This is a genomic window from Parolsenella catena (assembly GCF_003966955.1).
Lineage (GTDB): Bacteria > Actinomycetota > Coriobacteriia > Coriobacteriales > Atopobiaceae > Parolsenella > Parolsenella catena.
The window spans coordinates 593787-618880 of record NZ_AP019367.1 but is presented as its reverse complement, the minus strand read 5'-3'; the positions used below and the strand labels follow the sequence as shown (position 1 = coordinate 618880).

The 25094-nt window shown below is 67.0% G+C and carries 20 protein-coding genes; 4 read left to right on the top strand and 16 right to left on the bottom strand.

Annotation, left to right across the window (positions count from 1 at the left end; genetic code table 11):
* Nucleotides 1-91 precede the first annotated feature (91 nt).
* The gene (locus Pcatena_RS02875; RefSeq protein ID WP_126421454.1) at nt 92-1018 is read left to right on the top strand and encodes a zinc dependent phospholipase C family protein; all 927 of its coding nucleotides are present in this window, start codon (nt 92-94) and stop codon (nt 1016-1018) included.
* A gap of 89 nt (nt 1019-1107) precedes the next feature.
* On the opposite strand, the gene Pcatena_RS02870 is transcribed toward Pcatena_RS02875, so the two are convergent.
* On the bottom strand, nt 1108-2001 hold the full coding sequence (locus tag Pcatena_RS02870; RefSeq protein ID WP_172596359.1) for a proline iminopeptidase-family hydrolase: 894 nt from the start codon (nt 1999-2001) through the stop codon (nt 1108-1110).
* Between the two features lie 272 nt (nt 2002-2273).
* Between Pcatena_RS02870 and Pcatena_RS02865 the strand changes: the two genes are divergently transcribed.
* Nucleotides 2274-3956, top strand: coding sequence for a peptide ABC transporter substrate-binding protein (locus Pcatena_RS02865; RefSeq protein ID WP_126421450.1), 1683 nt, complete (start codon nt 2274-2276; stop codon nt 3954-3956).
* 87 nt (nt 3957-4043) lie between these two features.
* Here the strand turns inward: Pcatena_RS02865 and Pcatena_RS02860 are convergent, their stop codons facing one another.
* From Pcatena_RS02860 to Pcatena_RS02830, 7 genes are all read right to left on the bottom strand, one after another.
* Nucleotides 4044-4979, bottom strand: a complete 936-nt coding sequence (locus Pcatena_RS02860; RefSeq protein ID WP_126421448.1) for an isoaspartyl peptidase/L-asparaginase family protein — start codon at nt 4977-4979, stop codon at nt 4044-4046.
* 78 nt (nt 4980-5057) lie between these two features.
* On the bottom strand, nt 5058-6107 hold the full coding sequence (locus tag Pcatena_RS02855; protein WP_126421446.1) for a branched-chain amino acid aminotransferase: 1050 nt from the start codon (nt 6105-6107) through the stop codon (nt 5058-5060).
* Between the two features lie 250 nt (nt 6108-6357).
* The gene (gene carB / locus Pcatena_RS02850; RefSeq protein WP_126421444.1) at nt 6358-9564 is read right to left on the bottom strand and encodes a carbamoyl-phosphate synthase large subunit; all 3207 of its coding nucleotides are present in this window, start codon (nt 9562-9564) and stop codon (nt 6358-6360) included.
* The gene (carA, locus tag Pcatena_RS02845; protein WP_232619887.1) at nt 9565-10851 is read right to left on the bottom strand and encodes a glutamine-hydrolyzing carbamoyl-phosphate synthase small subunit; all 1287 of its coding nucleotides are present in this window, start codon (nt 10849-10851) and stop codon (nt 9565-9567) included.
* A 399-nt stretch (nt 10852-11250) separates the two neighbouring features.
* The gene (locus Pcatena_RS02840) at nt 11251-12285 is read right to left on the bottom strand and encodes a 2-keto-3-deoxygluconate permease (protein WP_126421442.1); all 1035 of its coding nucleotides are present in this window, start codon (nt 12283-12285) and stop codon (nt 11251-11253) included.
* Nucleotides 12286-12606: 321 nt separating this feature from the next.
* On the bottom strand, nt 12607-13494 hold the full coding sequence (locus Pcatena_RS02835; RefSeq protein WP_126421440.1) for a DegV family protein: 888 nt from the start codon (nt 13492-13494) through the stop codon (nt 12607-12609).
* A 156-nt stretch (nt 13495-13650) separates the two neighbouring features.
* Nucleotides 13651-14409, bottom strand: coding sequence for an SDR family NAD(P)-dependent oxidoreductase (locus Pcatena_RS02830; protein WP_126421438.1), 759 nt, complete (start codon nt 14407-14409; stop codon nt 13651-13653).
* Between the two features lie 217 nt (nt 14410-14626).
* On the opposite strand from Pcatena_RS02830, the gene Pcatena_RS02825 reads away from it, so the two are divergent.
* Nucleotides 14627-14995 (top strand): hypothetical protein, encoded by a 369-nt coding sequence (locus Pcatena_RS02825; protein WP_126421436.1) that lies wholly within the window; start codon nt 14627-14629, stop codon nt 14993-14995.
* A gap of 413 nt (nt 14996-15408) precedes the next feature.
* Complete coding sequence (locus tag Pcatena_RS02820) at nt 15409-15729, top strand: HK97 family phage prohead protease (RefSeq protein WP_172596358.1); 321 nt, start codon at nt 15409-15411, stop codon at nt 15727-15729.
* Here the strand turns inward: Pcatena_RS02820 and Pcatena_RS02815 are convergent.
* The 8 genes from Pcatena_RS02815 to Pcatena_RS02775 form a co-directional block, all read right to left on the bottom strand.
* The gene (locus Pcatena_RS02815) at nt 15671-16762 is read right to left on the bottom strand and encodes a type I restriction endonuclease (protein ID WP_126421432.1); all 1092 of its coding nucleotides are present in this window, start codon (nt 16760-16762) and stop codon (nt 15671-15673) included. The two genes, Pcatena_RS02820 and Pcatena_RS02815, sit on opposite strands and share 59 nt — an antisense overlap.
* A 708-nt stretch (nt 16763-17470) precedes the next feature.
* On the bottom strand, nt 17471-18499 hold the full coding sequence (gene argF / locus Pcatena_RS02805) for an ornithine carbamoyltransferase (protein WP_126421428.1): 1029 nt from the start codon (nt 18497-18499) through the stop codon (nt 17471-17473).
* Between the two features lie 183 nt (nt 18500-18682).
* Entirely contained in the window at nt 18683-20125 is a 1443-nt protein-coding gene (locus Pcatena_RS02800; protein WP_126421426.1) for an arginine deiminase, read from the bottom strand.
* A 1-nt stretch (nt 20126) separates the two neighbouring features.
* A complete protein-coding gene (locus Pcatena_RS02795; RefSeq protein ID WP_126421424.1) occupies nt 20127-20537 on the bottom strand; it encodes a hypothetical protein in 411 nt (136 codons plus the stop codon).
* 189 nt (nt 20538-20726) lie between these two features.
* Nucleotides 20727-21794, bottom strand: a complete 1068-nt coding sequence (ruvB, locus tag Pcatena_RS02790) for a Holliday junction branch migration DNA helicase RuvB (RefSeq protein WP_126421422.1) — start codon at nt 21792-21794, stop codon at nt 20727-20729.
* Nucleotides 21795-22436, bottom strand: a complete 642-nt coding sequence (gene ruvA / locus Pcatena_RS02785) for a Holliday junction branch migration protein RuvA (RefSeq protein ID WP_126421420.1) — start codon at nt 22434-22436, stop codon at nt 21795-21797. It abuts the gene before it with no gap.
* Complete coding sequence (gene ruvC, locus Pcatena_RS02780; protein WP_126421418.1) at nt 22433-23008, bottom strand: crossover junction endodeoxyribonuclease RuvC; 576 nt, start codon at nt 23006-23008, stop codon at nt 22433-22435. Before ruvC ends, ruvA begins: the two co-directional genes overlap by 4 nt.
* 119 nt (nt 23009-23127) lie before the next feature.
* A complete protein-coding gene (locus Pcatena_RS02775; protein WP_126421416.1) occupies nt 23128-25062 on the bottom strand; it encodes a nitrilase-related carbon-nitrogen hydrolase in 1935 nt (644 codons plus the stop codon).
* Nucleotides 25063-25094: the final 32 nt, after the last annotated feature.

The following is a 25094-nucleotide window of genomic DNA, read 5'->3' as shown; positions in this document are numbered from 1 at the left end:
CCCGTAAACCGGCGACAGGACGCAGACGGGCGGAATCGGCAAGCCCCCGAGGGGGCATAATGGAGCACGTAACTCAGATGAAAGGACGAACATGCCCGCACTCATCACCCATCACCTGTTCGGGGAGCGCTCCGCCACGCTGCTGCCGGAGGGGCTCGTCACGAGCGAGGAGGAGCTCCTGGCGTTTCTCCTTGGCAACCAGGGCCCAGACCCGTTCTTCTTCCGCGTCCTCACGACGCCCGAGCGCGGGCAGAACGCCCGCCGCCTTGCCCACGAGATGCACGACGGGCGCATGACGCGCGCGTTCGCGGCGCTGCGAGACGGCGTGAGCCACCTGCCCGAGGCAGACGCCGGCATCGGGCGGGCGTTCGCGCTCGGCATGCTGTCGCACTACGCGCTCGACCGCGTGGCGCACCCGTTCGTCTACGCCGAGCAGTACGCGCTCATCGACGCGGCCGAGAACCTCTATGACGCGGACAGCGAGGTGCACGCCGTCATCGAGAGCGACCTTGACACCTGGATGCTGTGGAGCCTGCGCCACGCCACGGTCCACGACTGCCCGCCCGCCAGCGAGCTCGTGCGCACCGAGCGCATCTGCCGCGTGGCCGGCGCGCTCATGAGCCAGGTGGCCTGGGCCGCGTTTGGCATCGAGCTTGCCGCCACCGAGTACGCGGGTGCCGTGGCAGACATGGAGCTGTGCTACCGCGCCATCGAGCCGCACGGCTCGCTCAAGGCGGGCGCCGTGGGCGGCGTCGAGCGCCTCGTGCGCTCCCACTCGCTGCTTCAGGCCCTCTCGCACCGCGTCTCGACCTCCGAGAAGTGCCCCGCGGCAAACCTCGGCCACGCCGAGTGGCGCCACCCCTTCACCGGCGAGACGAGCACCGACTCATTCGCCGACCTCTTCGACGAGGCCCTGCACGGCTGGCCCGCGCTCGCGCTCGCGTTCACCCACGGCGGCGACGAGCTGCGCGAGGCCGTGGCCGGCCTCAACTACTCCGGCATGCCCGTCGAGGAGTAGCCACGGGACAAGGGACAGGTTCACAAAAGGGGTTCCCAGAAGCGTCAGAGACTTTTGGGAACCCCTTCGTCATGTCCTGGCCCGCGCGCCTACTCGTGGCGCTCCACGAACTCCTCGATCGTGGCGTTGTACTCCTCGAGGCGCTCGAGGTGAACCATGTGCGTGCCCTCGAGCAGCGCCCACTCCGCACCCGGGATGCTGTCTGCGATCTGCTTGGCGATGAGCGGGGTGCACTCGTCTGCCGTGCCGCTCGTCACGAGCGTGGGGATGCAGATGTCGCCCAGCTTGTCCACGACGCTCCAGTGGCTGAGCTTGCCCGTGACCACGAACTCGCTCATGCCCTGCATCGTGTGGTAGACCTCGTCTCCCACCGGGTCGGCGAAGGGCTTGCGCCACTTCTCGGGTCGCTCGTCCTCGGGCACGGCGGCCACGTGGCGGCGATAGTACTCGGCGCTCGCGGCCCTGACCTCGGGGCGGTCGTAGTCGCCGTCCACGTCTGCCTGGGCGAGGGCCTGCTCCATCTCACGGGGCAGGTAGGAGCGCAGGCGGATCGCCTCGGCCAGCCACAGGTCCATGTCTGCCGGCGAGCTTGCCACCACCATGGACGCCACGCCGCTCGGGCGGTGCGTGGCGTACTGCAGCTCCAGTATGCCGCCCCAGCTCTGGCCCAGCAGGTGCACGTGCTCAAGACCCAGGTGGCGGCGCAGCTCGTGGAGCTCCTCCTCGAACAGCTCGGCGCTCCACATGTCTGGGTTGCTCGGCGCCTTGGAGTAGCCGCAACCAATCTGGTCATAGTAGATGACCTGGCGGTGGTACTTGCGGGCGAGCTCGTCCAGGCTCCGCAGGTACCAGTGCGTGTTGCCTGGGCCGCCGTGGATGGTGAGCAGGGGCAGCCGGCCCAGGTCGTTCTCGCCCACGATGCGGTACCACGTCTTGTAGCCCTTGAAGGGCATGTAGCCCTCGACGACCTTGAGCTCGTCCATCTCGCTCCCCCTCTTTGAACGGTACGGAAACGCGGCGGAAACCACGCCTCCCGGATGCGGCCATATACTAGCCCCGGGAAGGTGCGGTCGCGGCGGCACCGGCGCGCATGTAACGATGCGATTACAGGGACGCCCCGCGACGACGCTTTTCTTGCATATCCCTATATTCATACTAGACTGGTAGGAAATCAAGGCGGGCACCACGCGAGAGACGCCGGGCCCGCTCCGAGACAGCGTGCGGCCACGCGCCGCCACGCAGGGAAGGATTGGACATGAGCGCACGCAATCCGCTCAACGCACCGATCAGCCGCCGAGCCATGCTCGCCGGCAGCACCGTAGCCGCCGCAGCCGCGCTCGCAGGCTGCAAGAAGAGCGACGCCGACGGCACCGCCGCCTCCACGGGTGGCTCGTCAGACGCCGTGCTCACCTACCACATCGAGAACCCCACGGGCATCGAGCCCTACACGCTCGAGGACGAGAACGCCGTGGCCGTGGCCTTCAACCTGTTCGACGCTCTCACCTATTACGACTACAAGACCGGCGAGCTCACCGACCTCGTGGCCGAGAGCCACACCCACAGCGACGATGACACCGTCTGGACGTTCAAGATTCGCAAGGGCACGAAGTTCCACGACGGCTCCGAGGTGACGGCAAAGTCGTTCGCCTACGCCTGGAGGCGCCTGTGCAACCCCTCCACGGGCGAGCAGCCCTCCAACGTCTCCTACCACCTGGCCATGGTGAAGGGCTACGAGGACGTCACGGCCGGCAGCGCCACCGAGCTTTCCGGCGTCGCCTGCCCGGACGACTACACGCTGCAGGTGGAGCTCTCCCAGCCCTACGCGGACTTTGACTACGTGTGCGCCGCCCCGGTCCTCTCGCCCGTGCCCGAGGGCGCCGGCGCCGGTGACGACTACACCGCCTTTGCCCACTCCCCCATCGGCAACGGCCCGTTCAAGATGAAGGGCGAGTGGGAGGACGGCCAGTACGTGGAGGCCGAGGCCTTCGCCGACTACGCCAACGGCGAGGCGCCCAAGGTGGCCGGCGTGCGCTTCAACATCTACAAGGACTCCAACACCGCCTACAAGGAGCTCGACGCCGGCAGCCTGGACTGCTCGCTCGTGCCCATCACGGCCACGAAGCAGGCCAAGGACAGCTACGGCGAGTCCGAGGACGGCTACACCGCCACGCCCGACCACCAGTTCCTCGGCGGCGCGATGCTCTACACGCAGTTCCTCGCCTTCAACGTGAACGACCCGGTCATGAGCGACGTCCGCGTGCGCCAGGCGCTGTCGCTGGCCATCAACCGCCAGGCCATCTGCGACGCCATCTACGAGGGCTCGGCCCAGCCGGCGGACGACATCCTGCCCTCCTCCATGGAGGGCTACCGCGAGGGCGCCTGGGCCTACGCCGCCTATGACCCCGACAAGGCCGCCCAGCTGCTCGACGAGGCGGGCTATGCCGCCGACGCCAACGGCAAGCGCAACCTCTCGTTCAAGTTCATGACCAACGCCGCCAACACGCAGGACGAGTACCAGTCCATGCAGGCCGACTGGCAGAAGCTTGGCATCGACGTTGAGATCGACAAGGTGGAGTACGCGGCCATGTACCAGTCCTACCTCGACGGCACCTACTCCGTGGGCGCCCGCGCGTGGTACGCGGACTATCCCATCGCCGACAACTACCTCTACCCGCTGTTCCACACGGGCAATGGCGACAACGTGAGCCACTTTGCCGACGACAAGTTCGAGCAGCTCATCGACGCCGCGCGCGCCACGGCAGACCACGACGAGCGCGTCAAGGCCATGCAGGCCGCCAACGACTACGTCTCCGAGCTCGTGCCCTACGCGCCGCTCAACTACCGCGCGCTCGCCCGCTGCACGGACAGGCGCGTCTCCTCGCTCACGGTGACGCCGCAGATCCTGCCGCTTCTCTCCGAGGCGAGCATCTCCGAGTAGCGCTTCGCAGCAACGCGACGCGTAATGTCGGGCCGAGAATGGCTCGCGGTGGCAACGGCACACGACGGCAGCCGTACGCCCCTCGTCCTACTCGTGCGTCTCGCGGCCCGCAGCACTCGCCCAGCCCCAGTTCATCTGGGCGCCGTCCGTGCGGCCGATGACACCGGCTCCGCTCGCCGGCACCACGATGACGCCGCCGTTGCCGCCATGGGCGCCGATGCCCGCGAGCATGGCGGAGGCGGCCTCGCCGGGCGTCTGGCCGCCGAGCGCCACGCGCGCGTGCACCTGGTGGGCGGCGACGTCGCGTATGAACGTCTCGCCCGTGCCGGTGCAGCTCACGGCCACGCTGGTCTCGTTGGCGTACGTGCCCGCGCCGCACAGCGGGGAGTCTCCCACGCGGCCCGGCACCTGGCCCGTGATGCCGCCCGTGGAGGTGCCGGCGGCGATGCGGCCGCATGCGTCGCGGGCCACGGCGCCCACCGTGCCGTGGCGAGTCTCGGGCCGGTCTGCCCCGATGGCGTGCAGGGCCTTCCACTCCTCGAGCGCCGCGGCGCGGGCCGGCGTCACGAAGTAGTCGTTCTCGACCTGCTCGATGCCCCACTCGTCGAGAAGCTCGGGCGCGGGCTCGCTGAACAGCACGTGGGGCGTGCACTCCATGACGGCGCGCGCCACGTCGATGGGGTGCCTGGCCGTGGTGAGGCCGCAGGCCGCCCCCGTGCGCCCGTCGCCGAGCATGAGACAGGCGTCGAGCTCGGCCGTGCCGTCGAGCGTGAGGGCCGCCCCGCGCCCGCAGTTGAAGCACGGTGCGTCCTCCATGACGTGGATGGCCGCGATGACGGCAGCCTCGGCGCTCTCGCCGGCCGCAAGAAGCTCGTAGCCGGCCGCAAGCGCGCGGCCAAGCGCGGCGTCGGTCTCCGCACGCTGCGCGGAGCTCATCTCGTGCAGGCGCCGGCCCGCGCCGCCGTGAATCACGAGCAGTGGCCCCTCTCCCCCAACGGTTGCGATGATGGGTTCGCTTGCCATGGCTCTCCTCTCACAAAAGACGACCCCGCCGGCCGTGTGGCCGAGCGGGGTCGTGGTCAATCGCATGGTCGGCCGAGACTAACAGATCTTGAAGACCCAGTTGTGCTTGTCCTCGATGGCACCGGACTGGATGCCCGTGAGGGTCTCGCGCAGCTTCTTCATGACCGGGCCGCACTCGACCTGGCCGGCCGGGAAGACGACGGTCTCGTTGGCGCCGTAGACCTTGTTGTCAATCTCACCGACGGGCGAGATGACGGCCGCGGTGCCGCACATGCCGCACTCGGAGAACTTGCCGCTCTTGACCTCGGCCCACTCGACGGGACGGTTGTCCACGGTCATGCCGAGGTCCTCGGCGACCTGGACGAGCGAGCGACGGGTGATGGAGGGCAGGATGGAGTCCGTGTGGCTCTTGGGAACCACGAGCGTGTTGCCGTCAACGAACAGGACGTTGGCGCCACCGGTCTCCTCGACGTAGGTGCGGGACTCGGAGTCCAGATAGAGATTGTCGGCATAGCCCTGGGCGTGGGCCTCGACGGAGGGCTTGAGGCTCATGGCGTAGTTCAGGCCGGCCTTGATGTTGCCGGTGCCGTGCGGTGCGGCGCGGTCGTAGTCGGAGATGCGCAGCTTGACGGCCTTGAGGCCACCCTTGTAGTAGGGGCCCACCGGCGTCACGAGGATGCGGAAGGTGTACTCGGGCGCGGGGGCGACGCCGATGACGTTGCCGGAGCCGATCATGAACGGGCGGACGTAGAGCGTGGCGCCGGAGCCAAAGGGCGGCACCCACGCGGCGTTGGCCTTGACGACCTCCTTGACGGCCTCAACGAAGCGGTCCTCGGGGAAGGGCGGCATCTCGAGGCGCTGGGCGGAGTCGAACATGCGCTTGGCGTTCTGGTCCGGACGGAAGCAGACGATGTCGCCGCTCTCGGTGGTGTAGGCCTTGAGGCCCTCGAAGACCTCCTGGCAGTAGTGGAAGATGCCGCCGCACTCGGAGACGTGCAGGGTGTGGTCGGTGGTCAGGCCGCCCTCGTCCCACTCGCCGTCCTTCCAGTGGGCCTCGTAGCTGTAGTCGGTCTGCATGTAGCTGAAGCCAAGGCTGCCCCAGTCCAGATCCTTCTTCTCAACTGCCATTGCATGCTCTCCTTACGAACTATCCGGTCCTTCGCCTTGGGTAAGCGATTAGGGACTCAGTCTAGACCTTTTCGCGTGCGAGGCGGGTGACTGGCCCTTTCTGTTACGTGCGGGTAACAAGGCGCCCACCGGCCGCAAATCAACGGCCAGCGAGCGCCCTGGTGACAACGGCGGACCAAAGGGGACGGGTTCAAGTGGCCCCGGATGGCCGCGGCCCCGGGACCAAACGAACCCGTCCCCGATGGCGCCGCTACAGGTCCTGCAGGGCCACGACGTCGAGGGAGCCGGCGCGCGCCGTGCGGATGGCCTCGGTCATGGCCTGGGCACCGGCGAGCGTCGTGACGTTCGTGACGCGGTAGCGCACGGCGAGCTGGCGCAGCGTGTAGAAGTCGCCGCGCGTGTCGTGGCCGCCAGGCGTGTTGATGATGAGCTGGATGTCGCCGCCGGAGAGCATCGTGGCGATGTTGGGGCGCATCTCGCTGGCGCGGCGCACGGACTTGCAGTCGATGCCCGCGGCGCGCAGGGCCTTGGCCGTGCCCGTGGTGCCCACGAGCTCAAAGCCCATGCCCACGAGGTCTCGCGCCACGCCGATGATGGCGCGCTTGTCGCGGTCGCGCACGGAGATGAACACGCGGCCCTTCGTGGGCAGGCCGTAGCTGATGGCGAGTTGCGTCTTGGCATAGGCGGCCGGGAACGTCGGCGCCACGCCCATGACCTCGCCCGTTGACTTCATCTCGGGGCCCAGCGTCATGTCAGCGCCCGGGAAGCGGTCGAACGGGAGCACGGTCTCCTTGCAGGCAAAGTAGTCGAATGTGCGGTCCTCGGGCGGAAGGCCGAGGTCGCAGATCTTCTCGCCGGCCATGATCTTGGCCGCCATGCGCGCGAGCGGCACGCCGGTGGACTTGGACGAGAACGGCACCGTGCGGCTGGCGCGCGGGTTGAGCTCGATGACGTAGAGGCGGCCGTTGTGCACGGCGTACTGGACGTTGAGCGCGCCCACGACGTGGCAGGCAAGCGCGAGCTTGTGCGTGGTCTCGCGAATCTCGGCGATCATGGAGTCCGCGAGCGAGTAGGGCGGCATGCAGCAGGCCGAGTCGCCGGAGTGGATGCCGGCCTCCTCGATCTGCTCGAGCACGCTGCCCACGTAGCACTGCTCGCCGTCCGCCAGGGCATCGACGTCGAGCTCCACGGCGGAGTCGAGGAAAGAGTCCAGGTAGATCGGGTGATCCTTGGAGACGCGCGTGGCGGCCTCCATGTAGCTCTTGAGGTGGCGCTCGTCGTAGGCGATGACCATGCCGCGGCCGCCCAGCACGTAGCTGGGGCGCACGAGCAGCGGAAATCCGATGCGGTGGGCAACCTCCACGGCCTCCTCGTAGGTCTCGGCCACGCCGGAGACGGGGTAGGCGATGTCGAGCTCGTCAAGAAGCGCGCTGAAGCGCTCGCGGTCCTCGGCGAGGTCCAGGGCGTCGGGCTGGGTGCCCATGATGGGCACGCCCGCGGCCTTGAGGCGCGCGGCCAGGTTGATGGGCGTCTGGCCGCCGAGCGTGCAGATGACGCCCTCGGGCTGCTCCACGTCCACGATGTCCATGACGTCCTCGAACGTGAGCGGCTCGAAGTAGAGGCGGTCCGAGGTGTCGTAGTCCGTGGAGACCGTCTCGGGGTTGCAGTTGACCATGACCGTCTCGTAGCCCTTGTCGTGCAGGGCGTAGGCGGCATGGCAGCAGCAGTAGTCGAACTCGATGCCCTGGCCGATGCGGTTGGGGCCGGCCGAGAGGATCATGGCGCGGGGCTTGTCCGTGTCGCGGCGCTCGCTGGGGCCCCACTCGTAGGTCTTGTAGTGGTAGCTCGTACGCGCCGGGAACTCGCCGCCGCAGGTATCGACCGTCTTGATGGCCGGCGTCACGCCCTTGGCCTTGCGCCAGGCGCGGACCTCGAGCTCGGTGGAGCCGGTGAAGTGGGCGATCTGCTCGTCCGAGAAGCCCATCTGCTTCACGGAGCGCATGTCTCGCTCGGAGATGTCGGTGAGGCGTCGCTCGGCGAGCCAGCCCTCGGTGTCCGTGAGGTTCTTGAGGTGGCTGAGGTACCACGGGTCGATGCCCGTGAGCTCGTGGATATCCTCGATGGACCAGCCACGGCGCAGCGCCTCGATGACGTAGTAGATGCGCTGGGCGGTGGGCACGGAGACCCGCTGGCGGAAGTCGGGCACGTCATAGAGCGCGGGGTCGTCCGCGCCGAGCATGTTCTCGCCAACCTCGAGAGAGCGCATGGCCTTGTTGAAGCTCTCCTCGAACGTGCGGCCGATGGCCATGACCTCGCCCACGGCCTTCATGCGCGTGGAGAGGGTCTCGTCGGTGCCCTTGAACTTCTCGAAGGCAAAGCGCGGCACCTTGACCACGCAGTAGTCGATGGAAGGCTCGAAGCACGCCGGCGTGGCCTGCGTGATGTCGTTGGTGACCTCGTCGAGCGTGAGGCCCACGGCGAGACGTGCCGCCACCTTGGCGATCGGGAAGCCCGTGGCCTTGGAGGCGAGCGCCGAGGAGCGGCTCACGCGCGGGTTCATCTCGACGACGATGATGCGGCCGTCCTCGGGGTTCACGGCGAACTGGACGTTGGAGCCGCCCGTGGCCACGCCGACCTTCTCGAGGATGGCGAGCGAGTAGTCGCGCAGCCTCTGCAGCTCGGTGTCGGAGAGCGTCTGGGCCGGCGCCACGGTGATGGAGTCGCCGGTGTGCACGCCCATGGGGTCGAGGTTCTCGATGGAGCAGATCACGATGCCGTTGCCGGCGCAGTCGCGCATGACCTCCATCTCGATTTCCTTCCAGTCCTGGATGGACTCCTCCACCAGGACCTCGCCCTCCGGCGACAGGTCGATGCCCTGGGCCACGATGCGGCGCAGGTCGTCCATGTCATAGGCGATGCCGCCGCCGGCGCCGCCGAGCGTGAAGCTCGGGCGGATGATGACGGGAAATCCCAGCTCGCCCACGATGCGCTCGGCGTCTGCCACCGAGTAGGCAAAGCCACTGCGGCAGATGTGCAGGCCGATGTCCTCCATGGCCTCGGCGAACAGCTTGCGGTCCTCGCCGATGCGGATGGACTCGGTGTTGCAGCCGATGACCTCCACGCCGTACTTGGACAGCACGCCGGCCTCGTCGAGCTCGATGGCGCAGTTGAGGCCCGTCTGGCCGCCCATGTTGGGCAGCAGGGCGTCGGGGCGCTCGCGCTCGATGACCTTGGCCACGGAGTCTGCCGTGATGGGCTCCACGTAGGTGCGGTCGGCGATGCCCGGGTCGGTCATGATCGTGGCAGGGTTCGAGTTCACGAGGACGACCTCGTAGCCGAGCGCCTTGAGGCTCTCGCAGGCCTGCGTACCCGAGTAGTCGAACTCGCACGCCTGGCCGATGACGATCGGGCCAGAGCCAATGACCAGGATCTTCTTGATGTCGGTACGCTTCGGCAACTAGAAGCGCCTCCCCTCGCGGACGTCGATGGCAAGATAGTCGGGCACACCCTCCATGAGGCGACGGAACGCCTCGAACAGGTAGACCGCGTCGTGCGGTCCGGGCGATGCCTCGGGGTGGTACTGCACGGAGAACGCCGGGATGTCGAGGAACTGGATGCCCTCGGGCGTGCCATCGTTGAGGTTCACGTGCGTGAGGCGGATGCGGCCGAACTTCTCGGTGCTGATGACCGGCGCGATGCGACGCTCGCTCCAGAAGCGCAGGTCATGCGTGTTGGCGGCGTGCCAGGCGTCCACGACCTCGGTGCCACCGGAGAGCTCCGCGTCGAGCTCGCCCAGGCTGTCGAAGACCAGGCCGTAGTTGTGGTTCTGGGCCGTGACCTCCACCATGCCCGAGAGCAGGTTCATGACGGGCTGGTTGCCGCCGTGGTGGCCGTACGGGAGCTTCTCGATGGCGGCGCCCGCAGCCTGGCAGATCATCTGGTGGCCCAGGCAGATGCCAAAGACGGGCACGCGGCCCAGGAGCTGCTCGGCGCAGGCCGCCGGCTCGGGCAGCTCGCGCGGGTCCCCGGGGCCGTTGGAGAGGAACACGCCGTCCGGGTTGGTGGCGAGGATCTTCTCGGCCGGGGTGTCCCAGGGCACCACGTGCACGTCCATGCCGGCGCCGATGAGGCCGCGCAGGATGCCACGCTTCTCGCCGCAGTCGAGCGCCGTGACGCGCAAGCGGCGGCGTGGGCGGTCGAGGTCCACCTTGGCGTCCACGTCATAGGGCTCGGGCGTGGAGACCTTGGCGACCCAGTTGGTCTCGGCGATGGAGGGAGCGGCCTTGACGCGGGCCACGAGGCTTGCCGGGTCAAGGTCTGTGGTGGAGATGGCGCAGCGCATCGTGCCCGCCTCGCGCACGCGCAGCGTGAGGGCACGGGTGTCAACGCACTCGATGGCCACGATGCCGCGCTGGGCGAGGAAGTCTGGCAGCGTGCCCTCGGAGCGCCAGTTGTTGGGCGTGTGGCACATGTCGCAGACGATGACGCCGGCGAGCGCGGCGCCGTCGGACTGCATGTCTGCCGCGCACACGCCGTAGTTGCCGATCTGCGGATAGGTGAAGGCTACGATCTGGCCGGCGTAGGACGGGTCTGTGATGACCTCCTGGTAGCCGGACATGGAGGTGTTGAAGACGAGCTCGCCGAACGTCTCGCCCGTGGCGCCCACGGACAGGCCCTCGAACGTGGTGCCGTCCTCGAGCGCGAGCAGCGCCCTCGTGGCTTCCTTTGCCAGAAGTGGGTTCACGCGTTCCCCTTTCGGTTGGGTTCGCGGTGAGATGAGACACCCCGGCCTGGCGCGACGCCAAAAAAGACGCCCGGCATGGCCGAGGGCGTCCCCACAAGACAGATGCGCTTGCGCCGCGCATCCTTTGGCCCAACGTAAACCCGGCTTGTCCAACGCCGAGTCAGGCCCTTGCCTTGCAGGTATCCCGTACCGTGCTTAAAGGTCGAGGGACATAATAGCGCGGGCGTGCGGTTGCGCAAGGCTAACCTTTTGTTAGGCGACCTCATATAATTGCAGGTAGAGCAGGTAGCCGCGCCGTTATGCACGCGACCGCGCGGAATATCCATCTTGGGACGGCGAGGGCGGGGTCCCGTTGCCCCACGCGGGGCCGCCGCCTTCCGGGCCCGGGCGCGCGGACGCCTACTCGCCGTCGACGTCGCGCGCGACGGCCTCCTCGATGGCCTCGACGCCGGCCGCGGAGAGGTCCTCCCCACCCTGGCAGAAGCGCTTGTCAACCCAGCCGGTGAGGATGGGCGCGGCCACCGCCGTGATGATGACGGCCGTGGCGATCTGCGCGTAGGCCGTGGGCGCAAGCTCGGCGTAGCGCGGCGCCACCTCGGCGAGGGCCACCGGCGTGGTCATAGCCGTGCCCGCGATGGTGGAGCAGGCCACGGCCGCCTTGCCGTTGCCGCCGCACAGGCGCTCGAACGCGAACGTCACGGGGCCAACCACGAACAGCGTGATGAGGCCAAGCAGGATGCCGGAGATGCCGCCGGTGATGAAGCTCGAGAGGCTCATGGACGCGCCAAGCTGAAAGCCGATGACAGCGATGGCCGGGTTCGTGCCCGGAACCAGCAGGTTCTTGATGAACGGGAACAGGTTTCCCAGCACCATGCCAATGACGAGCGGCAGGATGGAGCCCACGATGGTGCCCACCGGGATGTTCGCGAGGCCCGAGACGCCCAGGATGATCATCGTGACGGCGGGGCCGGCCGTGAAGAACAGGATGCCCACGGCGCCGCGCTCGGACTCGTCGCCGAACTCGCCCATGATCCCCGTGTAGAGCGCCATGTTGCAGAAGGTGATGCCGCTGATGATAGAGACCGAGGAGAGCCCCAGGAAGTTGTCGTTGAAGAAGTAGGCCACGGCAAGCCCCAGCGCCGCGGCAAGCACGAGCTTGGGGACGAGAACCACGATGCCGGTCTTGATGGCGCCGGGCGTGGACTTGAACGAGATGCCGGCGCCCACGAACAGCAGGATGGCCGCGACGATCGTGTTGGAGCCGCCGCGCGTGGCCGCCGTGAAGAAGCCGCCGATCTCAAAGACCTGCGGGCAGAACGTGTTGAGCAGAAGCCCCACGATCATGGGATAGATCATGATGTCGCCGGGGATGCGCGGCACTCTGAGCCTCCTGGCGGGCGTCTGCGGCACGGTCGTCTCGCTCGTCTGGGTCATGCGGCCTCCTAGCTTCGCGTTTTGGTCCGGACATGGTAGCAGACGGCCCATCTACGCGGCGATACGGCAATCAGATGGTCACAAACCCGAGTTGTGAACACCTTCAGAAGGTTTTAGCGGACAGTCTGAAAACGCCCGTTTGCAAAACCCGAGGTAAACGGCTTGCGGAAAATCAGCAAGCAAGCAGGCTGCCAGAAATATGGGCGCAAGCGTGTTCACAACTCGGGTTTGCGACCACAAAAGAGGCCCCGCACCACAAAGACAACGTGGCGCGGGGCCTCATCGGCGAGACGGGGCAGCGCAGCGAGCGCCGGAACCCCCCTACTCCCCGCGCTCGTCTCCCATGAAGAACAGCGCGACGGTGCCGGGACCCGTATGCGAGCCGATGACCGTACCGATGTCGTTAATCTGCACCTTGCCCGCGAGCGCCGGAAACTTGGCCTCGACCATGTCGCGGACGGCCTCGGCGTCCTCGCGGCACGCGCTCATGGAGAGCGAGCACTTGCCGGCGTAGTCATGCCCGTCCTGGACGTGCTCCTCCATGCGGGCGACCATGTCCTTGGCGGCCTTGGCCTTGGTGCGAATCTTGTCGCGCGGGATGAGCTTGCCCTCGTCGTTCATGTTGAGCACGGGGCAGATCTTGAGCGCCGTGCCCACAAAGCCGCTCACGCGCGAGACGCGCCCGCCACGGACATAGCTCGAAAGATCAGTCGAGAAGAACCAGTGGTGGACGTGCAGGCGGTTCTCCATCGCCCACTCGAAGGCCTCGTCGAGCGTGACACCCTCGTCGCGCTTATCGGCGAGATAGTCCACGAGCATGCCGTAGCCCGAGCTCGCACCCAGGGAGTCAACCACGAGGACGCGACGGCCGGGGTGCGCCTCCATGACCTGCGTCGCGGCAAGGCAAGCACTGCCGTAGGCGCCGGACAGGCCGCTGGAGAGCGAGACGTGCAGGACGTCCGAGCCGGCAGCCACGATGGGCTCCCACAGCTCCACGAACTCGCCCACGCTCACCTGCGAGGTGGTGGGGGTGGCGCCGGCCTTGATGGCCGCATAGAAGTCGCTGGGGCTCACGGACTGGTAGAGGTCGTCCAGGTGGTCCTGCCCGCCCTCGTTCCAGTGGAAGCACGCATAGGGAATGTGGCGCCCGTCAAAGAACGACTTGGGCCGGTCGGCCGTGGAGCAGCAGGTCAGCGTGAAGTTTGCCATGGGAGTCCCCTCGCTTGCGCCTCGGCAGCGCCGCGCGGGCGCGGGCGTGGCCGAGGAGTTCGTCCATCCACCCCCGATTGTAAGGCTCCGCAAACGCAGAGGGGCCGCCGGCATGTGCCAGCGGCCCGCTCGGTCTCGCATGCGCCCGCAAGCGCACTACAGCATGGCGCCAAAGTCGCTCACGAGGATCTGCCCGGTGAGCGCGCGGGACTCGTCCGAGGCGAGGAACAGCGCGATGTTTGCCACGTCCTCGGGCATGCAGGGCTGCGTCTTGAGGTTGGAGTGCGTGGCCATGGCGCCCATCATGTCTGCGTCCATGTCGGCGGCGGTGGTGCCGGCAACCATGGGCGTCACGATCGTGCCGGGGCAGATGGCGTTGCAGCGGATGCCCGTGGCCTGGAAGCGCAGGGCCGTGTGCTTCGTGACGCCGATGACCGCGGCCTTCGTTGAGACGTAGACCGCGCCGCCGCAGCCCTTCTCCCCCGCCACGCTCGCGATGTTGACGATGGAGGCGCCGGCGACCATGTGCCGTGTGGCCGCGCGCATGCAGCGCATGGTGCCCTTCTGGTTGGTCTCGATGATGCGATCCAGGTCATCATCGCAGAAGCGGTCCACGGGCTTGAGGCCGCTCTCGAGGATGCCCGCGTTGTTCACGAGGACGTCGACCTTGCCAAAGGCGTCGATGGACGCCTGGACGAGGCGGTCCGGGTCCTCGGGCTTGGAGATGTCGCAGGGAACGGCGAGCGTGCGGCCGCCGGCCTGGTTGATCTGGTTGGCGACCTCGTCGAGCGCCTCCTTGCGGCGCGCCGCCATGACGACGCTTGCGCCCTCCGCGGCGAACAGCCGGGAAATGGCGGCACCCACGCCGGAGTTTGCGCCCGTGACGATCGCGACCTTGCCCTCGAGCCTTCTCATGAGTGACTCCCCTTCCACTTTGCCGGGCGTCTGCCCGGCGCCAGGGCCCCGCCGTGCGAGACCCACCAATGCTTAGGAGCGTACGCGGTGGCAGGGCCCGGCGACGCGTACGCTCGGCAGACGGCGACACGCGATTCGGCGGCAAGGCGAGCGCGTGGCATACCTGCCGAGAAATAAATGAGGGACTCCCCGGGGACTTCCTGCCCGATTAGTTGGAATGGGGGCGCCGTTTGCCACGGGCGTCATCGACGCGGACACCGCGCTGGACGTCTACGGCGTGGGCGCAGGCCAGCTCGCCGGGGCCAGCGCCGCGGCGTTTGCCGCCACCATCGGCGTCACGCTCGTTGTGTCGTACGCCGTGAACCTCGTCTGCGTGCCGGTCGTGCGCCGTGGCGTGAAGGACTCCGCAAAGATGAAGCTCGGCATGGTCCCGTTTGGCATCCTGTCCGCACTTGCGCCCGTGAGCCTCGTGGAGGCGCTCCTTGACGGCACCGGGCTCGAGGCCCTGACCCAGAGCGTGACAACCGCGGTCATGAACTGCTGCGTGTTCTACGGCGCGCTCAAGCTCAACGCCTCCGCGAAGTAGCCGCAGCTCCCCGTCACGCGCGCCATCGCGAAGCCCGCGCAGCCCGAGAAGAACGGGTCGCACGGGCTTTTCTTATGCGACGTGCAGATAGACCCAGGAGTGCCGCTCAACCGCAAACCAAGGAGCCCCACCGACGCTTCGACGGAGCTCCTTGGCAACGTCAAAGCCAACGAATCGGACGGATCGCTCGTCGAGCTCAGCAGGTCCGGGCACCCAAACGATTACAACAGCTGCGTTTGCTGCGGGAAGCTCCTCAATGAGGTCAGGAAGTTCGCCTCATCTGGCGATTTCAAGGGCCACGGATTCATCGTCTGGGCGTAGCGCCCAGCTCTAAAGGTTGCCGATGAGGGCCGTCCGCGAGGGCGGCCCTCATCATGCCGCGACATTCCAAAGACAACCAAACAGGAGGGCCAATGAGGTTCAAGGACTTCACGGCCAAGGCCACGAACAACAGCGGCAACGGCGGGTTCGGCGGGTTCGTCGGCTATGCCGCCACGTTCGACCGAAAACCAGACACCTACGGCGACGTCATCGCAAAGGGTGCGTTCGCGGACACCATCAGGGCGTGGGCGGACTCAATCCGCCCCGTGCCCGTGTTCTACGGCCACAACATGGACGACCCCGACCGCTTGATTACCAGTCAGATCGACACTGCGCCAAAATCAAATGATGCTGTTATAGAAGGCGGCGCACCTCTTCGCGAATCTGCTCAGAGTAGGCATAGATACCATTAAGCGTATCGATAGGCATGCGCTCGCAGTTCTTGTTCTCATCGAAGATTCCCAGGTATTTCTGCTTAGTGTTGAAAAAAAGACGAACAATTGGCTTACGGTTGTTATCGTCGAGGAATATTGCGCAGTAATGCTTTGCATCTCTCATCGTTACACGTTCTGGATCGACATCGCTGCAAGCAATGGCTTTGACAATACGGTATCCGGCGATTTCCTCTTCAGTGGTAGTAATTCCATCATCTTCTTTGTTTTCGGTTTCATCTTCGGTAATTTCATTCTCGCCAGATTCGTCGGGTTCCATTGTTCCGACCTTAATGTCATCGGCGCCAAGGGCGGTTTTGAGCCGATCATTAACCTGGTCGGAGAGGAATTGTTTAAGCGCTTTGCCGACTAACGGTCTGAATTTATCCATGACGGAAGCGTAGAAGGAACCATCGTACACATGGCTGGCGAGCAGCTTTACAAACTCATCGGACGGGCTTTTGAATTCCTCTCCGATGGCTCTTTTGAGTGCCCCGACGTATTTGAGTTCTTCCGCGCTGCTGGCGATGGAATCAAGGTCGAACGCCGGCTTGGTCAGCTTCTGCAACGCCGGGATTATCGTCGGGTCGATATCCAATAGATCCAGCACTAGGAACGGCTTCGAGTCCATGCGGTTCGGCTCATCGATGTCCATGTAGAAATTCCATACCTGGCCGTTGGTCAAAACGCCGATGCGCGCGTTCGTCACCGCGAAATACCGGTACAGCTGGCTTGCGTTCTCCAATCTGAGTGGTACGCCGATTTTCTTGCATTCGATAAGAATCTGCACTTGACCATCATGCACGAGCGCGTAATCGACCTTTTCGCCTTTTTTGACCCCAACGTCGGCGGTGAATTCCGGCACGACCTCGGTTGGGTTGAACACGTCATAACCGAGCACTTGACCGATGAACGGCATGATGAACGCGTTCTTTGTGGCTTCCTCTGTTTCGATGCCCTCTTTGAGGTCGCGTACCTTTGCGGCGACCTGGTTAAGGCTTTCTTCGAACTCCATTGTTGTTCTCTCTTCCTATCTGGTTTTAATGGGTTCTTCGATTTTAATGCGGTCGGCCCACTTATCGATGTTGATGTCTTCGTGAGATGTCTCAAAATCGCTTATATCTTCTGGGTCTTTGCTGAGCTCCTCCGCATCGGCGATGATCTGCGCCAGAGGTGTTCGCAATGCCGTCGAAATGCGTTGCAATTGCTCATAATCGGCGACAGTGTGTTTGATTACCAGTCGGATCGACACTGCGAGTCAAAATACGGCTTTGCCAAAAATGCCTTCGGGCGCCACGTAGGTGGCAATTTGACTTCGCTGGGAGCCTCCTTCGGGAGGCTCCGTTGTTTTTAGGATAGCCGTTGTGGGCTCCCCTCTCGATTTCATCCTCTTGCCTCCCGCGAACGGTTGCGGGGTTGTCGCGAAATGAGATGTGCTAGGTCTCCCGAGCGCTGGCGTCATCCGTTGGTGTCATGCGCTCTGGCGTCATTGCAGGTGCGATTCTGCACGCTCAGACGGCACGCAGCGTGCAAAAACGCCACTCGAATGGCAGCAGCGTGCGGAACCGCCACGCGAATGGCAGCGGCACGTGCAAAACCGCCGCACGATTGGCGCGAGACACGCTGATACGACACGCGTCGCAACAAAAAGGGGCCCGGCAGGCGCGCAACCTGCCGGGCCCCGATGGTGAGGGTTTGACCCCGTCCCCAGGTGTCACCGCCGCTACTTCAGCGTGGCGTACATCACGGCCTTGATGGAGTGCATGCGGTTCTCGGCCTCATCGAAGACGACGGACTTCTCGGACTCGAAGACCTCGTCGGTGACCTCCATCTCGGCGATGCCGAACTTCTCGTTGACCTCCACGGCCGTGGTGGTGTTGAGGTCGTGGAAGCTCGGCAGGCAGTGCATGAAGATGGCATTCGGCGCGGCCTTGGCCATGGCGGCGGCGTTCACCTGATACGGGCTCAGCAGCTTGATGCGCTCGCCCCAGAGATCTGCCGACTCGCCCATGGACACCCAGATGTCGGTGTAGACAACCGTGGTGCCGGCCAGGCCCTCGTCCAGGTCCTCGGTCAGCGTGATGGTGCAGCCGTTCTCGGCGGCAATCTCGCGACACTGCTCCACGAGCGCGGCGTCGGGCATCTGCTCGGCCGGGCCGCAGGCGCAGAAGTCGATGCCGAGCTTGGCGCACACCACCATGAGCGAGTTGCCCACGTTGTTGCCCGCATCGCCCATGAACGTGAGCTTGTTGCCCGCAAGCTTGCCGGTGTGCTCGCGCACGGTGAGCATGTCGGCGATCATCTGCGTGGGGTGGAACTCCGTGGTGAGGCCGTTCCACACGGGCACGCCGGCGTTGGCGGCGAGGTCCTCAACGATGCTCTGCGCAAAGCCGCGGTACTCGATGCCGTCATACATGCGCCCAAGCACGCGCGCCGTGTCCTCGATGGACTCCTTCTTGCCCATCTGCGAGCTCTTGGGGTCCAGGTAGGTGACGCCCATGCCCAAATCCATCGCGCCCACCTCGAAGCTGCAGCGCGTGCGGGTGGACGTCTTCTCGAACAGCAGCACGACGTTCTTGCCGTGCAGCCAGTCGTGCGCCTCGCCGGCCTTCTTCATGGCCTTGAGCTCGGCGGCGAGGTCAATGAGGTAGAGGATCTCATCCGTGGAGTAGTCGAGCAGCTTCAGGAAGTTGCGACCGGAGAGGTCGACGCCCTTGGCCGCGTACGTCTCGTCTGCCTTCGTGTGGTTCATGGTGTCCCCTCTCACGGCGCCAATCGATTGGTGCCCGTTGCGTGTGTTGTTCGATGCTTCTCTTATTCAGATTCTTGCATAAACTATCGCGGAATCTAATATTTTGTGATTATAGACACACTCTCTACGCGATACAAGCAAGGAGACGAGAGCGCGTGCCCCGTGGGCGCCGCCAGGCCGCTCCTACACCGCATCCCTCACGAAGGGCATGCTCATGCAGCGAGGGCCGCCGCGACCGCGTGAGAGCTCGGAGCTGGGCAGCACGACAAGCTCGAGGCCCGCCTTGGCAAGCGCCTCGTTCGTGGCGCTGTTGCGCTGGTAGACGCAGATGCGCCCGGGCGCTATCGCAAGCGTGTTGGAGCCGTCGTTCCACTGCTCGCGCGCCGCGGCGATTGGGTCTCCCCCGCCGCAGCGGACGAGCCGCACGGCGTCGAGCCCCAGGATGCGCGCGAGCACGCGGTCAAGCGGCTCGACGATCTCCTCGACGGCCAGCTCCCCCGGACGCGCGCCGGCCGTGATGCGGAACACCTGTAGCGTGCCGAGAATGGCCGGATGCACGGTGAACGTGTCCACGTCGATCTGCGTGAGCACGGTGTCCAGGTGCATGAACGCGCGGCTCTCCGGGATGCGCAGCGCATAGAGCTGCCCGACGGGGCACTCCTCGTCCCAGATCATGCGGCTTGCCATGGCGTCGATGGCCGCAGCCTCCGTGCGCTGCGAGATGCCCACGCAGATGGTGCGCTCGCCCAGCACGAGGACGTCGCCACCCTCCACGTGATAGGCAAGGTCGCGGTCGTACCACAGCGGCACGTCGCGGTACTCGGGGTGGCACGCGAACAGGTAGCGGCCGTAGATGGTCTCGCGACGGCGCGTGGCCTGATACATCCGGTTGAGGTTGACGCCCGGCCCCACCACGCAGAACGGGTCCCTCGTGAAGTAGAGGTTGGGCATGGGGTCCACGATGAGCTCGGTGTCAGGCTCGACCGCGTCACCGAGCGCCGCCACGAGCGTGGATGCGGAGCCCGCGCGGGCAGACGTTGCCGCCACCACGCCGGTGCCGGCAACGTAGCGGCTGCCAAGCGGCAGCTCCAGCTCGTGGCGCGTGACGCCCGCCATGGTCTTGAGCACGAGCTCGTAGGGGTCGCGGATGGAGTCGAGAAGCTCGCGGATGGCGGCGAGGGCCACGTTGTCGTGCACGCCGCACTCGGCGAGGTACTGGCTCGTGAACTCCGCACGGGCCCCCGGAACGGCCTCGAGGGCCTCGGCCACGAGGCGCTCGAGGTAGAGAACCTCCACGCCCTCGCGGCGCAGCAGCGCGGCAAAGCGGTCGTGCTCGGCCTGTGCCACCTCGAGGAAGGGGATGTCATCAAACAGAAGGCGCCCCAGGTCTGCCGGCATGAGGTTGAGCAGCTCGTTGCCGGGCCTGTGCAGGCAGACGCGGCGCAGGCGGCCAATCTCGCTCGTGACGCTGAGCGGGGAGCTGGACGTGGGAAATTGCGTGGGCGCGGGCGCTTGCGCGGGCGATTGGGCAGGCGCGGGCGCTTGAGCGGGCGCTTGAGCGGGCGATTGGGCGGGCGCGGGCGCGCCCGGAATCGAGGGCGTGCCCGGAATCGAGGGCGACGCCATGCTAGCGCTCCCCCAGCCGGGCGGCGATGTCCTCGTCGAGCTCTCGCAGCTCGGCGGGAACGCTGCCCAGCTCGCAGAGAAACGCGCCCGAGACGGCCGTGGCCTGGTCGCGGCGCACGGCGGCAAGCGCGGCGTCACCGCGCGCCTCGTAGGCGTCAGCCACACGCAGCAGCGCATAGCAGACGTAGGACGCGAGCGAGTCCGCGATGCCGGAGAGCTCCATCATCGTCACGAGCGAGCTCGCGTCCAGCGACAGCGCCGTGGCCCCGTCCAGGTCGAGCAGCTCGCCAATGGCCTGCTCGAGGTCCGCGATGGCCTCCGGGTCCTGGTCGAGCAGCGCGCTTCGCAGGCGCCTCGTGAGCGCCTCGACAAAGCGCCGCGTCATCTCGGTGATGTAATCGCGCTGAAGCATGGGCAACTCCATACGTTTTGCGACGGGCGCGTCACCGGCCAGCCTGCAGGTGACGCGCCCATTCATTTCTAAACCTGCTCAATTCTATACGTCATGAGCACACGTTTATGCATCAAGCGGCAAAGCGGGCCGAGCGAAACACCGCGAGGGCGCCAAACGGGACCAAACGAACCCGTCCCCTTTGGTCCGTCATGCGCTTGCGGGCGGGGTGACGCCCAGGTGCTCGAAGGCGGCAAGCGTGGCCTGGCGGCCCTGCGGCGTGCGCACGATGAGCCCGCGCTGCAGCAGGTAGGGCTCGTAGACGTCCTCGATGGTCGAGGGGTCCTCGCCCACCGAGCTCGCTATGGTGGAGAGGCCCACGGCCCTGCCGCGAAACGTCACCGCGAGTGCCTGGAGGATCTTCGTGTCCATCCAGTCCAGGCCCAGCTCATCTATCTCGAAGAAGCTCATGGCCTCGGCCGCCACCTCGCAGGTGATGGCGCCTCCCGCACGCACCTGGGCGTAGTCCCTCACACGCTTGAGCAGGCGGTTTGCCAGGCGAGGCGTGCCTCGGCTGCGGCTTGCGATCTCAAGCGCGGAGTCATGGTCTATCGAGACGCCCAGGATGCCCGCCGAGCGCTCCACGATCTGCGCGAGCTCTTCCACCGAGTAGTAGTCGAGCCTGAACGAGATGCCAAAGCGGTCGCGCAGCGGCCCCGTGAGGAGCCCCGTGCGCGTCGTGGCGCCCACGAGCGTGAAGCGTGGCACGTCAAGGCGGATGGAGCGCGCCGCCGGCCCCTTGCCGATGACGATGTCGAGGAAGAAGTCCTCCATCGCCGGGTAGAGGACCTCCTCGATGTTGTGGTTGAGGCGGTGGATCTCATCGATGAACAGGACGTCGCCGGCCTCGAGGTTGGTGAGAATGGCCGCGAGGTCTCCCGTGCGTTCGATGGCCGGACCGCTCGTGGTGTGGATCTTCGAGCCCATCTCGTTGGCCACGACGGTAGCGAGCGTCGTCTTTCCCAGGCCCGGCGGGCCCGAGAAGATCACGTGGTCAAGCGGCTCGTGGCGGCTCTTCGCGGCCTCGATGAGCACGCGCAGGTTCTGACGCACGCGCTGCTGTCCGCAGTACTCGTCGAGCGTCTGCGGGCGCAGGTTGCGGTCAATCTCGAGGTCATCGGCCGTGAGCTGCGCGGTGACGCTGCGCGGGGTGCCAGGCTCGTGCGTGCGCGCGGCCGGGGTGCCGAACAGGTCCTGCGAGGGGTCTGCCTCCCACATCTACGACCTCCTCCCCAGGCGCTTGAGCGCGTACTCGAGCGCCGCCTTCGTGGTCGTGGCGCCGGCGTCCCCGTGGCCATCGAGCGCAAGCGTTGCCTCCTCGCCCGTGAAGCCCATGGCGAGCAGCGCGGCCATGACATCGTCCTCCACGCCAGACCCGGCGGCAGGCGCCGTGGCCACGATGCCTCCGCGGGCCGGCAGCGACGCGGCCGTGGCCAGGCTCAGCAGCGTGGGGTCCTTGGCAAACACGCTCTCCAGCTCGAGCAGAAGACGGCTCGCGAGCTTCTTGCCCACGCCCGGGACCGTGGCCATCATCCCGGCGTCCTCTGCCGCCACCACGCCCGCGAGCTGAGCGGGCGTGAACGTGGACAGCACGGAGAGCGCGAGCTTGGGGCCCACGCCGGAGATGGCGCACAGGCGGTCGAACAGCGAGCGCTCCTCGCGCGTGGAGAAGCCAAAGAGCGTCATGGAGTCCTCGCGCACGATGAGGCGGGCAAGCAGCGTGACGCCGGGCGTTCCCGCCTCGGGAAGCGAGCCGGCCGTGACGGCCGAGACGCCCAGCTCGTAGCCCACGCCGCCCACGTCGAGCACCACATGGCTTGCCGTGAGCTCCACGAGCGTTCCTGTCAGTTGGACGATCATGCGTCCACTCTCCTGTCATGTTCCGTCGAGGCGGTGAGCCCCGAGCGCGTCCTTGCGAGCGTGCGCGCGGCCGCCCCGCCCTGGGCCGCAGACATCGCGAACGTGCGGCTCAGGTTTGCGTGGCACACGGCCGCCGCGAGGGCGTCCGCGCAGTGGTCTGGCTTTGGGTCGTGGTCAAGGGCGAGGACGTTGCGCACCATGTAGGTGACCTGGCGCTTGTCGGCCGCACCCGTGCCCACGACGGACTGCTTGATCTGCATGGGCGTGTAGCTGGCAACCTCCACCCCGCACTGGGAGCACGCCACGAGCGCCGCCCCCCTCGCGTGGGCCGTGAGGATGGCCGAGCGCGTGTTCTGGCCAAAGAAGATGTCCTCGATGGCCACGCTGCCCGGCTCGTAGCGGCTGATGGCCTGCTCGATCTGGGCACAGATCTGGCCGAGGCGTTCGTGGAGCGGCTCGTCTGCCTCCGTGTGGATGCAGCCGTATGCCCGCGCGCGGGCAACCGAGCCGCGCGTCTCGATGACGCCCCAGCCCGTGTTTGCCAGGCCCGGGTCTATGCCCAAGACGATCATGCGCGCTCCCCTCGCCCTCCTCGGCAACCGAACATAGGTTCTAGTTTAGCACGACGCGCGGGGCGCCACGCCGAAGACGCGCACCAGAGGGGCACCGTCCTTGCTCGCGGCCGCAGTCGCTAGTTGTCGGAGAACATGCCGCCGGGCCACGTGCCACCCTGCTCGCCGCGCAGGCGACGGCCGTCGGAGAGCTCCTTGAGGTATCCCATGAGCTCCGAGATGCGCGGGGCCATCTGGCCCGCGGTCTCGGGAGAGATGGAGAAGGACACGGGCATGCCGGGCGCGGGCACCTGCGCGCCCGTGGCGGCGGACGCCTTCTGCGTGGGCCTCATCGGTCGCTGGCGCGGCTGGGAGATGACGTCTGCCACGGACGAGACGAGGCGGCTCGCGGCGGCCTCGTCGGTCGGGCGGTCCTTCCACGCGTCCATCGCCGGCCGTTGGGCCTCGCCAAGCGAGCGCGCAGAGACCACGGGATAGGCCGGGCCCTGGCGGCGCCACGCCTCGAGCGCGCGGAGCCGCTCGAGCACGAGGGCAACGCCCTGCTCGCCCAGCCTCGAGCCGGCGAGCTCGCCCACGCCGGCGCCGCGCTCGATGCGCAGCAGCAGCAGGGCGTCGAGCTCGGAGAGGCGCAGCTCGTCGGTCTGGGCGGCCTGCTCGAGCCCCAGGCCCGTGGGCACGCGGAGCCTGGCAAGGCACCCGGCGGGGATGACGGGCGACACCGCGTTGCGCTTGCGCGCGGCCGCCGCCACGTCGGAGCGGTACACGTCGCCAAACGGCGCGAACGTGCAGGCGCGCACGACGGGAGTCGCGGCGAGCGCGCCCGTGCCCACCGCAAGCATCGTCTTGTCGGCGCACGACAGCGCAAGCAGCTCGCCCGCCGCCGCGAGCGTGCCCAGGCGCGTCTCGACGAGAGAGGACACGACGCCCTCCTCGCCGTCGCCGCCTAGGGCCTCGGCCGCGGCCTCGAGCCCCCTCGCGGACAGCTCGTCGACGTCACGGATGCGCAGGTTGCGCACAAGCTCGCGGGCGTCTGCCAGGGCGTCTTCCTCGGCCCAGACGAGCGCATGGACCCGCAGCGGGCCCACGGCGTCCACGGCCACGGCCGCGGTGGCGGCGCTCGCAAGCGAGCCGTCCACGACGAGCGCCACGCCCGACAGGCCGCGCTTGTTCACCTGGTCTCGCACGGAGGTCGCGGCGCTGCGCCACAGGAGCGTGGCACGGTCGTACGCGGGCGGCGCAACCGGCTCGGCAAGCGGGCCCTCGGAGCGCACGTCGACGTCGCAGACGAGCAGCTCCTCGGCAAACGACGAGGCCGCGGCCGCGAGCTCGCCCCACGGGGCCATGACGAAGCTCCCGCCGCAGTAGACCATGTCCTCGTAGGCCCCCGAGGCGCCGGCCACGGCGAGCCATGCGTCAGCATCGGCCGCCTCGGGCACGAAGCAGCCGTCCGAGACGGCGGGCGCCAGGCTCGTCATCTCGTCGTCGGTGTCGTAGCCGTCCACGGGCATGAGGCAGATGACGTCGGCGTCGAGGTCGCCGGCGCAGAAGGCGTCGAGGTCGCCGAGCGAGAGGGCCACGCCCACATGGGCGCCGCCCACCTCTATGACGGCAGGGTCGATGAGCCGCGCGGCCTGGCCGCCCGCATCCCCCAGGCGGGCGTCCGCGTCAAGGCGCTCGCGGATGCCGCGCGCCACGGCGTCGACGCTGCCGGGGCCGATGGCGTCGAGCATGCTCGTAAGCGAGATAGGCACGGCCGCGCCGTCGCGGACGTAGGCCACGTCATAGGTGGGCGCGCCGGTGATGTTGGACGTGTAGGGCACGAGCGCGGGCACGCCAACCTGCTCGGCCAGTGCCCCCAGGGCGCGCGTGGCGTCGAGGAGGTAGGCCTCGTTGGCGGCAAGGCCCATCGGGTCCGGGCCCATGAGCACGGGCGCGCCGAACACGAGCAGGTCCGCGCCGAGCTCCTCGGCACGGCGGCCATAGGCGGCCATGGAGCTCACCGTGGCGTCGAACGCGCCCGGCGTCGAGTTCATCTGGGCGATGGCGATCTTCATGTGGCAAGCCTTTCGGGAGAACCAATCGCTTC